At 60.4% G+C, this 7,827-nt stretch carries 8 protein-coding genes; 3 read left to right on the plus strand and 5 right to left on the minus strand.

Translation table 11 applies throughout. The annotated features are described in order from the left end of the window. Window positions 1-53: 53 nt before the first annotated feature. The 3 genes from ACESMW_RS17865 to ACESMW_RS17875 are packed head-to-tail and all read right to left on the minus strand — an operon-like array spanning window position 54 to window position 2,221. Window positions 54-1,304, minus strand: coding sequence for a MerC family mercury resistance protein (locus ACESMW_RS17865; RefSeq protein WP_372988331.1), 1,251 nt, complete (start codon window positions 1,302-1,304; stop codon window positions 54-56). A gap of 33 nt (window positions 1,305-1,337) precedes the next feature. After that, entirely contained in the window at window positions 1,338-1,571 is a 234-nt protein-coding gene (rsrA, locus tag ACESMW_RS17870) for a mycothiol system anti-sigma-R factor (protein ID WP_372988332.1), read from the minus strand. Then, window positions 1,568-2,221, minus strand: coding sequence for an RNA polymerase sigma factor (locus ACESMW_RS17875; RefSeq protein WP_372988333.1), 654 nt, complete (start codon window positions 2,219-2,221; stop codon window positions 1,568-1,570). The genes rsrA and ACESMW_RS17875 overlap by 4 nt, the downstream gene beginning before the upstream one ends. A gap of 164 nt (window positions 2,222-2,385) precedes the next feature. Between ACESMW_RS17875 and ACESMW_RS17880 the strand changes: the two genes are divergently transcribed. Both ACESMW_RS17880 and ACESMW_RS17885 read left to right on the plus strand, forming a co-directional pair. Continuing rightward, a complete protein-coding gene (locus tag ACESMW_RS17880) occupies window positions 2,386-2,898 on the plus strand; it encodes a cupin domain-containing protein (protein WP_372988334.1) in 513 nt (170 codons plus the stop codon). 424 nt (window positions 2,899-3,322) lie between these two features. Continuing rightward, window positions 3,323-4,684 (plus strand): hypothetical protein, encoded by a 1,362-nt coding sequence (locus tag ACESMW_RS17885; protein ID WP_372988335.1) that lies wholly within the window; start codon window positions 3,323-3,325, stop codon window positions 4,682-4,684. 64 nt (window positions 4,685-4,748) lie between these two features. On the opposite strand, the gene ACESMW_RS17890 is transcribed toward ACESMW_RS17885, so the two are convergent. Further along, window positions 4,749-5,189: a hypothetical protein gene (locus ACESMW_RS17890; protein ID WP_372988336.1), complete on the minus strand. Its 441-nt coding sequence runs from the start codon at window positions 5,187-5,189 to the stop codon at window positions 4,749-4,751. A gap of 110 nt (window positions 5,190-5,299) precedes the next feature. Continuing rightward, window positions 5,300-6,313, minus strand: coding sequence for an AraC family transcriptional regulator (locus ACESMW_RS17895; RefSeq protein ID WP_372988337.1), 1,014 nt, complete (start codon window positions 6,311-6,313; stop codon window positions 5,300-5,302). 90 nt (window positions 6,314-6,403) lie between these two features. On the opposite strand from ACESMW_RS17895, the gene ACESMW_RS17900 reads away from it, so the two are divergent. Further along, the coding region (locus ACESMW_RS17900) for an FAD-dependent oxidoreductase (RefSeq protein ID WP_372988338.1) at window positions 6,404-7,827 on the plus strand (1,424 nt) is incomplete at its 3' end.

The raw sequence follows: 7,827 nt of genomic DNA on the forward strand, positions 1-7,827 counted from the left end.
GGGGTGTTGGTTTCGGTGAAATTGGGGTCATATGAAAAGCGCGTCCGCGCTTTTCATCTGACCCCGTCTTGGAAGGTACCCCGTGTGGCGCCATCGAGCCCAAGTTTCCGGGCTTCCAGCCGTCGTCGATAGCGCAGGTCCACAAAGGCGGCCACTGCCAGTAGTGCAAACCCCGCAAGTTCTGTCAGCACGTGGTAATCCACGAACAGGGCAAAGCACACGGTTGCTCCGCCAACGGTGGCCAGAAGAGCGGGCAGGGCAGAACGGTGATGCAGGAAGCCGGCAGCGATGGTTAGCCAGGCCAGCAGGGTAAAGGTGGCGATGACCAGGGACCAGGCCTGCGGCGACAACGCCAGCCGGATGCCGGCCAGGGTGAGCAGGCCGGTCATGGCCACCACGCCATAACAGCTGAGCAGGGCGAGACCCAGTGCCGCCATACCCGAAAAGCCACGGCGATGCAGTTGGCCGAGCCAGCGCGAAGGGTGACTTCGCCGGAGCCATTCCCGTAATCGCCCGGGTGGATGTTCACCCCGCCTGGCGGACACTTCCACTGACTGTGCCCCGAAGCTGCGGGCAATTTCCCGGGTTTGTGCGCTGGGACTCAAGGCAAAGTAGTCATGGCGATTCAGTACCTGTATATCCTCGAATCCGGTGTCGCCCATCATGGCCAGAAGGTCTTCCTCCACGGTGGCGCCTACCACACACTCAACCCAGAGGCGGGGGTCACTGTCACAATCGACATTGACGGGGCTGTGGATGACCACGTCCGCAAGCTGGACCTTGCCACCGGGTTTCAGGACCCGGAACATTTCCCGAAAGGCCTGCCGTTTTGATGGCACCAGATTGATTGCTCCGTTGCTGGTGACGCTGTCCACGGATCGGTCCGCAAGGGGAATTTGCTCGGCGGAGGCCTGCACGACGCTGATATTCTGGCAGTCCCTCGAGGTATGCTGTCGGAGTTTACGGGTCATGGCAGCAGTCAGGTCCAGGGCGATGACATGCCCGGACTGACCCACCATCCGGCTCGCGATGACGCTGTCGTTACCCGCGCCGGCACCCAGGTCCAGGGTCGTATGGCCGGGCTGGAGCGCCTGCCCCCGGAAAGGCCAGCCGACACCGGCGAACGATGCGAGTGTGCTGTCGGGAAGTTCGGCAATCTGGTCTTCCGGGTAGCCCAGACTGTGGCAGGCACCGGCACCGACCGGAAAATGATAGGGCGAGTCGGGAGCCTCGGCGACGCTGGTGTACATGTCCTGAACCGCCTCGCGAATCTGTTCTTCAGAGTAACCTAGAATCGCAACCATGGTCTTTTCCTTGTAAGTTTCGCTGCCTTGAGGCTATTGCCCGGTCAGTTCCCGGATCCGCGCCCGCAGACGTTCCGGCGCCTGCTCCGTGCCGGCTTCAGCAATACGCGCGCGCAACCGCCGCTCGAATTCAGCCCTGCTGAAACAATCGAAACAGCGTCGCAGGTGATGATCGATCTCAGCGCGATTGGTCGCATCCAGCTCCTGGTCCAGATACTCGAACAACCGTTCAATGACTTCGTCACATGAAATGTTCGATGCGTTCACTGTTCGTCTCCGGCTGTTGAACGGGTCCCGTGGGTGGTCAGGCCGGCATCGCGGCCCTGTGTCCAGAGTGCTTTCTGCAGCAGGCAACGTGCCCGGCTCAGCCGGGAACGAACCGTGCCCATGGGAATGTCGAGTATCCGGGCAACCTGTTCGTAGCTATAACCCTGTATTTCAACCATCACCAGCACGATCCGGTAGGGCTCTGCCAGGTCATCAACGGCCCTTTTCAGATCCTCCTCCAGCAGGTGGTTGATAAACTCCGTTTCGGGCCGGCCCAGCCAGAGCAGAAACGGCTGGTGAAGGTTCTCGAACAGTGAGAACTGGCAATCCTCCGCCCCGTCGTCCACATCCAGGGGAACCTCCCGGTCCTGGCGGCACTGTCTCCGGCGCCTGAGACTGACAAAGGTATTGTGCAGTATCCGGAACAGCCAGCCTTCCATATGGGTGAGATCGTCCAGTTGATCGAGCCCGCGCCAGGCCTTGCTGACGGACTCCGCCACCACATCCTCGGCTTCATCCGCATCACGGGTCATCCGCAGGGCCGTGCCGTAGAGACGGTCCATCAGGCGCTCCACATTTCTCCTGAACAGCCGTTGACGCTCGTCTGAAATTGTCGATTCACAACGCTGTTCCGTTTCCACAGGTCTCATGGTGTTTCCCCGTTGGCGTTGTTACAGGGACGCCTCTGACAACCCGAATGTTCCCGGCAATTTTCCGGGAACATTCCCTTTTGCTGCCGCGTCCTTGCGGTCAGCCGGGCAGGACCCCGGTGTTCCAGAAAACCTCTGAGAATCTGATAAGAGGAGGATAGACGATGGACATTATCTCAGGCACCGGACACTCCGGAGGCAAGCTGCTGACGACCGGCCTGCTTGCAGCCTCGTTGTGCATTGGTGCCGCTGGTGGCGCCTATGCGAAGACGCCGTACAACGGTGAGGGGCATGTCATGATCGAGCCTTCCGAGCTGACATGGAAGCCGGTCGGATCCATGGCAGAAGGGGCGGAAATATCGATTCTGGAGGGCGATCTCGCCAGTGGCGATCCGTTCACGATCCGGTTGCGTTTACCGCCAAACTACAAAGTGGCTCCGCACTTTCATCCGGCCTATGAACGGGTCACCGTTTTGTCCGGGACCTTTCATTTCGCCCACGGCGAGGAGTTTCGTCGCGATGAAGCCAGGGCATTGCCCACAGGGAGCCTTGCGATCATGTCGCCGGGAGATCCGATGTTCGGTTATACCGGGGATGAAGGCACGGTGATCCAGTTGCATGGAAATGGCCCCTGGGGGATCGAGTATCTGAATCCGGAGGACGACCCTCGCAATTAGGAAGCCAAAGTCTGCGGCGGTCTGGCAAGTGCCGGGCTGCCGCAGTTTCATGGACTAATGGCAGTTCGCTCACTGTTTAAATTTGTAATCGTGACAGGCAACGGCTGAGCCAGATTGTCTACCCCTAACCGATCAGTGTTCAAAATATGATCAGCAAATCATAAAGTTAAGTGAAGTTTTCGCGACCTGCCTGATGTAACCTTCAATGTCCCGATGTTTCCTACCGTAAGCGCCACTTTCCCGACGAATTTCCCTCCATAAAAAGCCAATCTGATCACATTTTGGTCGGAATTTGCCGGAGTATGATCTGCCCAATTCGTCAATAAATTGGTGCAAAACGATGTCATATTGCGGCAAAAATTTATCGAAGCAGGGGCTGCTGGTTCTCTCGGCGTCTGTTCTTCTTTCGGGCTGCTTCAAGGATATGACGGCCAACGAAAGCAATACGGTGGCGCAGGTACAGGAGCCTGGAGTCGAAGTTGCTGGTGCCGCCATGAAAGGGGTTATTCAGAAAGGAATTGTGACGGCGAACCGGTTGCTGGCGGACAAAGATGGTTATTACTCACCCGACCGGCTGGCGGCCAAACCTGTGCTGACTGCTGATGACGGCAGTTATGACCTGCGCTTGCGGGGCAAGGCCGATGGCTGGGCGCTGGTTGAGCTGCAGGCGGATGGCAGTACTCGCATGATCTGCGATGTGGTTCCCCGGTGTGATCAGGCCGGTGCCGGGGCTGTCGCGTTCGGCCAGCCCATGCCGCTGGATAGCAACTTCCGCCTGCGGGGCGCCGGTGACCTGACCACGGAAACCGTGCACCTGACTCCGCTGACCCATCTGGCGGTCACACTGGCGGAGCGAAGTGCCAACGGGTTATCTCCGGAAGCCTTATCTGGCGCCTACCAGACGGTTGAAGGCTGGTTCGGGCTTTCCTCCGGATCCCTTCGTCTGGCCCCGCCGGACCTGACCCGACTTGATGACCTGGGCAGTGTTTCCGCAGATGCCCTGCAGGTGTCTATCGCCAACGCCGCCTTCCTGGCCCTGGTGAATGACAGTGCCCAATGGAGCACCATTTCCGAGGTGCTGAACAACATGACCTCCCAGATCGCAGCTACTGGCCAGATCGACATCATGGGAGATGGGGTGAATGTGGCGCTGGCGGATCTGGTCAGTGCCGCCGCGCTCCAGTCCTCAGAGCTACAGGCTACGGTAGAGTCGAGTGTGATCAGCCAGAAGCTGGTTGTTGTCGAGTATCGTAATGTCCAGCGTTTCAAAACCATTGCCGATGTGTACGCGGATTCCGACACCGAAGTTGCGGATTCAGGAGACAGCTCGGGCAGTAGCGAAGGGACAGTTGATAGTGGCAGCGACACCACCACCGGAACAACTGACGAAAGCACCGATCAGCCGATTGCTGATAACACCGATACGACGGGAACGGACAGCTCCGGCGACACCGTAGCGGATACCGGGACCGATACCAGCGAGCCGCCGGCAACCGATACTGTTCAGGAGCCGACGATCCCGGCCAATGCCGCACTGCTGAGTTGGACCGCGCCGCTGACCCGCGAAAACGGCGAGAGCCTGAGCATGGGGGAGATCGCGGGTTTTGAAGTGGTATACGGAACCAATCCGGACAGCCTCGACCAGAGCCTTGCAATCGGCGACGCGTCGGTGGATGAACTCCTGGTGGATGAATTGACCGCCGGCACCTGGTACTTCGCGATCCGGACCCTGGATACCGATGGCAACCGCAGTCGTCTGTCCGAGGTTGTTTACAAGCAAATCTGATTGGAACTGAGCGGCTGCCGCGCCATAGGGGAGCGCGGCAGCCTGAGTTTCCCCTCCTGGCGTTTTATTTCGCGGTAATGGTGGTCATCACCAGTTTGCCGTCCTTGCGTACCGGGCCGTCTTCCTTGGCCCCGAGGGTGTACTCGAAGGTGCCGGTTTTCATGCCGCCATCCTCCCCGTGAACCATCAGCATGAGCATGTCGCCAGGCTTGACCTCTTCGGTCAGGATCGCCGCGACGTCCATGTTCTTGCCTTTCTTCAGCGGCGCGTGGCCGACAACCGGGCCGGGCTTCATGTCGTCACCGGTGCGGTGAACCACCAGCCAGCCGTTCTTCTCGGCATTCACTTTCTTCGCGGTAACGGTGCCGGCAGCAACACTCTGGTCATCCGCCCAGACCTGTGCGCCGTCCATTTCATGGTGACCGGCCGTGGCGGCACCCGCCATCATGGCGCCGGATACCAGGGTAGCTGTCAGCAACGCAGTATTCTTGCCGTATTTTTTCATGACGTTCTCCTTGTGTTTGGTTGTGACCCACCTGTTCAGAGGGATTTGAGATGGGTGTATATCGGCTACGGGAGAACGTGGCAGAAAGTTGCAGTTGGGAAAAAATATTTTCAACGTGAATGCCCGAAGTGCTTGCGCCAGCGAACCGGCGGCGAGCCGGTCCATCGCTTGAAAGCCCGGTAGAAGGTACTCACTTCGGCGAACCCCAGGGACTCGGCTATCTCCGGCAGGGCGGCACTGGTCTCGGCTACCGCCTGGAGTGCCTTCTGGCGTCGGACTTCATCGAGCAGACCTTCGAAGGTTTGGCCCTGTTCCTGAAGCCGCCGGGCCAGGGTTCGCTCGCTGATGCCAAGTGCCTCGGCCGCATCTGCCCGACGGGGAAGCACCGGACCCACACGGGCGGCCAGCCACCGCTCTAATTCCGCAACCGAGGCACTGTTCATGGTAAGGGCCGCCAGCCGGGCGCTGGTGTAGCGCTCATGAACCTGTGCAAGCTGGGGGTCAGCCTGGGGCAGGGGGTGATCCAGCACGGTGTTTTCCACCAGCACGCCACTGAACGCCTGCTCGAACTCCACCGGGCAATGGAATACCGTCTGGTAGCCCTGAAGCGGCCCGAGCCGGGGTTGGCTGAACTGGACCCGGGCCGGTTGCATCCGGGTTCCTGTCACCCAGCTGGCGAAGCCGACCACAGATGCAAGCACCGCCTCGATCTGGTGAGGGCTGAACGCCAGCTTGCCCTGGCGGGGATGGTAGACCAGCCATGTGGCGGTGTTGCCGGCAACAATCTGGAACCGGCCGCCATCGGAAATCAGCCGCTGGAAGCGCTGGACCATCACGATGGCTTCACGCAGGGTTGCAGCAGACTGAAGGGCAAACCCCACCCCGCTGATGCTCATGGGTGTGAACTCTGCGCCCACTTTCAGCCCGAAGCCCGGGTCCCCGGTGCAGCGCTCCGCCGCATGCCACAGGCGGGTGATGTCATCGATTGGCCAGCGTTCCAGCTCGCAGGCGGACGCGGGAATGCCGGCTTCTGCCAGCAGGGTATCCGTATCCACGGAGAGGCGTTCGGCCGCTCCGATCACGGTATTGACCCAGCCCATGGAAACGGTGGCCTCTAATGTCAATTTTATTGGCCTCTGATGTCAATTTTAAACCCATGGTACCGGTATATCTTTGAATCAGACAACTCATTACTAACGGGTCGGATAGGCATTATGGCCAAGGTGATTGCTTCAGACATTCTGGTGGTTGGCGGCGGGCTGGCGGGCATTGTCACCGCTCTCGAAGGCCTGCGGGCCGGGAAAACCGTCACCCTGGTGGACCGTGATACCGAGGAACGTATGGGCGGCCTCGCGTTCTGGGCCTTTGGCGGCATGATGCTGGTAGGCACCCCCCTGCAGAAGCGAATGAAGATTGCGGACACCCCGGAAATCGCCCTGGGTGACTGGCTCAGTTTCGGCGAACTGGCACCCGATGACGAATGGCCACTGCAATGGGCCCGTTACTATGTCGAGCATTCCCGCACGGAGGTGTATGACTGGCTGAGCAACGAAGGCATCAAGTTTCTTCCAGCCGTAAACTGGGTGGAGCGGGGGCGCTTTGGCGATGGCAACCGGCTGCCCCGTTATCACGTGGTCTGGGGCACTGCCCGGGAGTTGGTCCGCTGCCTGCTGGCAGCCCTGCACCGGGAGAATACCGCCGGCAAACTCACCCTGCTGCACGAGCACCGCATCACCGAACTGGATCATGAAGCCGGCAAGGTCAGCGGCGCCCTGGCCATTAATGAGGCCATCGGTGAGGAGGTTCGTCTGGCGGCCTCCGCTGTGGTTCTGGCCACCGGCGGCATCAACGGCAGCCATGAGCAATGCCGGGCCAATTGGCCCGGTGACCGGCCGCAACCCGCCCGCATGCTGAACGGGGCTCATCCCTACGCCGATGGCCGTATGCACCACTGGGTAGCGGACACGCTTGATGGCCGGATCACCCACGCCGGGGAAATGTGGAATTACGCCGCTGGTTTCCCGCATCCGTACCCGCATTTCCCGGGCCACGGGCTATCCACCATTCCCTGTAAGTCCGCCTTGTGGCTGAACCACCGGGGCGAGCGCATCGGCCCGGAGCCCCTCGTGACGGGTTTCGACACCCACTGGCTGTGCCAGCGTGTGGCCGAGCAGGAAAAGCCCTGGACCTGGCACCTGCTCAACTGGCGTATCGCCGCCAAGGAATTTGCCATCTCCGGTGCCGAGCACAATGCCCGGATCCGGGACAAGCAGTTCCCCTTGTTCGTGAAAGAACTGCTGCTGGGTAACCACGCCCTGGTTCGACAGATGCAGCATGAGAGCCGCGACTTCCTGGTGGCCGATACCCTGGCCGACCTGGCCGGCAAAATGAACGCACTGACCTGCTCCCATGACGTCAACCCGGCGACGCTCCAGGCCACGGCAGATGCCTTTGACGCCAACTTCGCCAATGGCACCAGCCTCCACAATGACCCCCAGATCCGCATGATCCAGCACGCCCGGGAATGGAAGCCGGACCGCCTGCGCACCTGCAAACCGGCACCGCTGCAGAAACCCGGCGCCGGCCCGTACATCGCCATCCGTATGCAGCTGATTACCCGCAAGAGCCTGGGTGGACT

Source organism: Marinobacter sp. (assembly GCF_041690455.1).
In the GTDB taxonomy this organism is placed as follows: Bacteria; Pseudomonadota; Gammaproteobacteria; order Pseudomonadales; family Oleiphilaceae; genus Marinobacter.

Bases quoted from the DNA above. Each gene is read 5' to 3' on its own strand.
- ACESMW_RS17885 (WP_372988335.1), top strand. From the start codon at position 3,323: ATGACGGCCAACGAAAGCAATACGGTGGCGCAGGTACAGGAGCCTGGA.
- ACESMW_RS17875 (WP_372988333.1), bottom strand. From the start codon at position 2,221: ATGAGACCTGTGGAAACGGAACAGCGTTGTGAATCGACAATTTCAGAC.
- ACESMW_RS17865 (WP_372988331.1), bottom strand. From the start codon at position 1,304: ATGGTTGCGATTCTAGGTTACTCTGAAGAACAGATTCGCGAGGCGGTT.
- ACESMW_RS17880 (WP_372988334.1), top strand. From the start codon at position 2,386: ATGGACATTATCTCAGGCACCGGACACTCCGGAGGCAAGCTGCTGACG.
- ACESMW_RS17890 (WP_372988336.1), bottom strand. From the start codon at position 5,189: ATGAAAAAATACGGCAAGAATACTGCGTTGCTGACAGCTACCCTGGTA.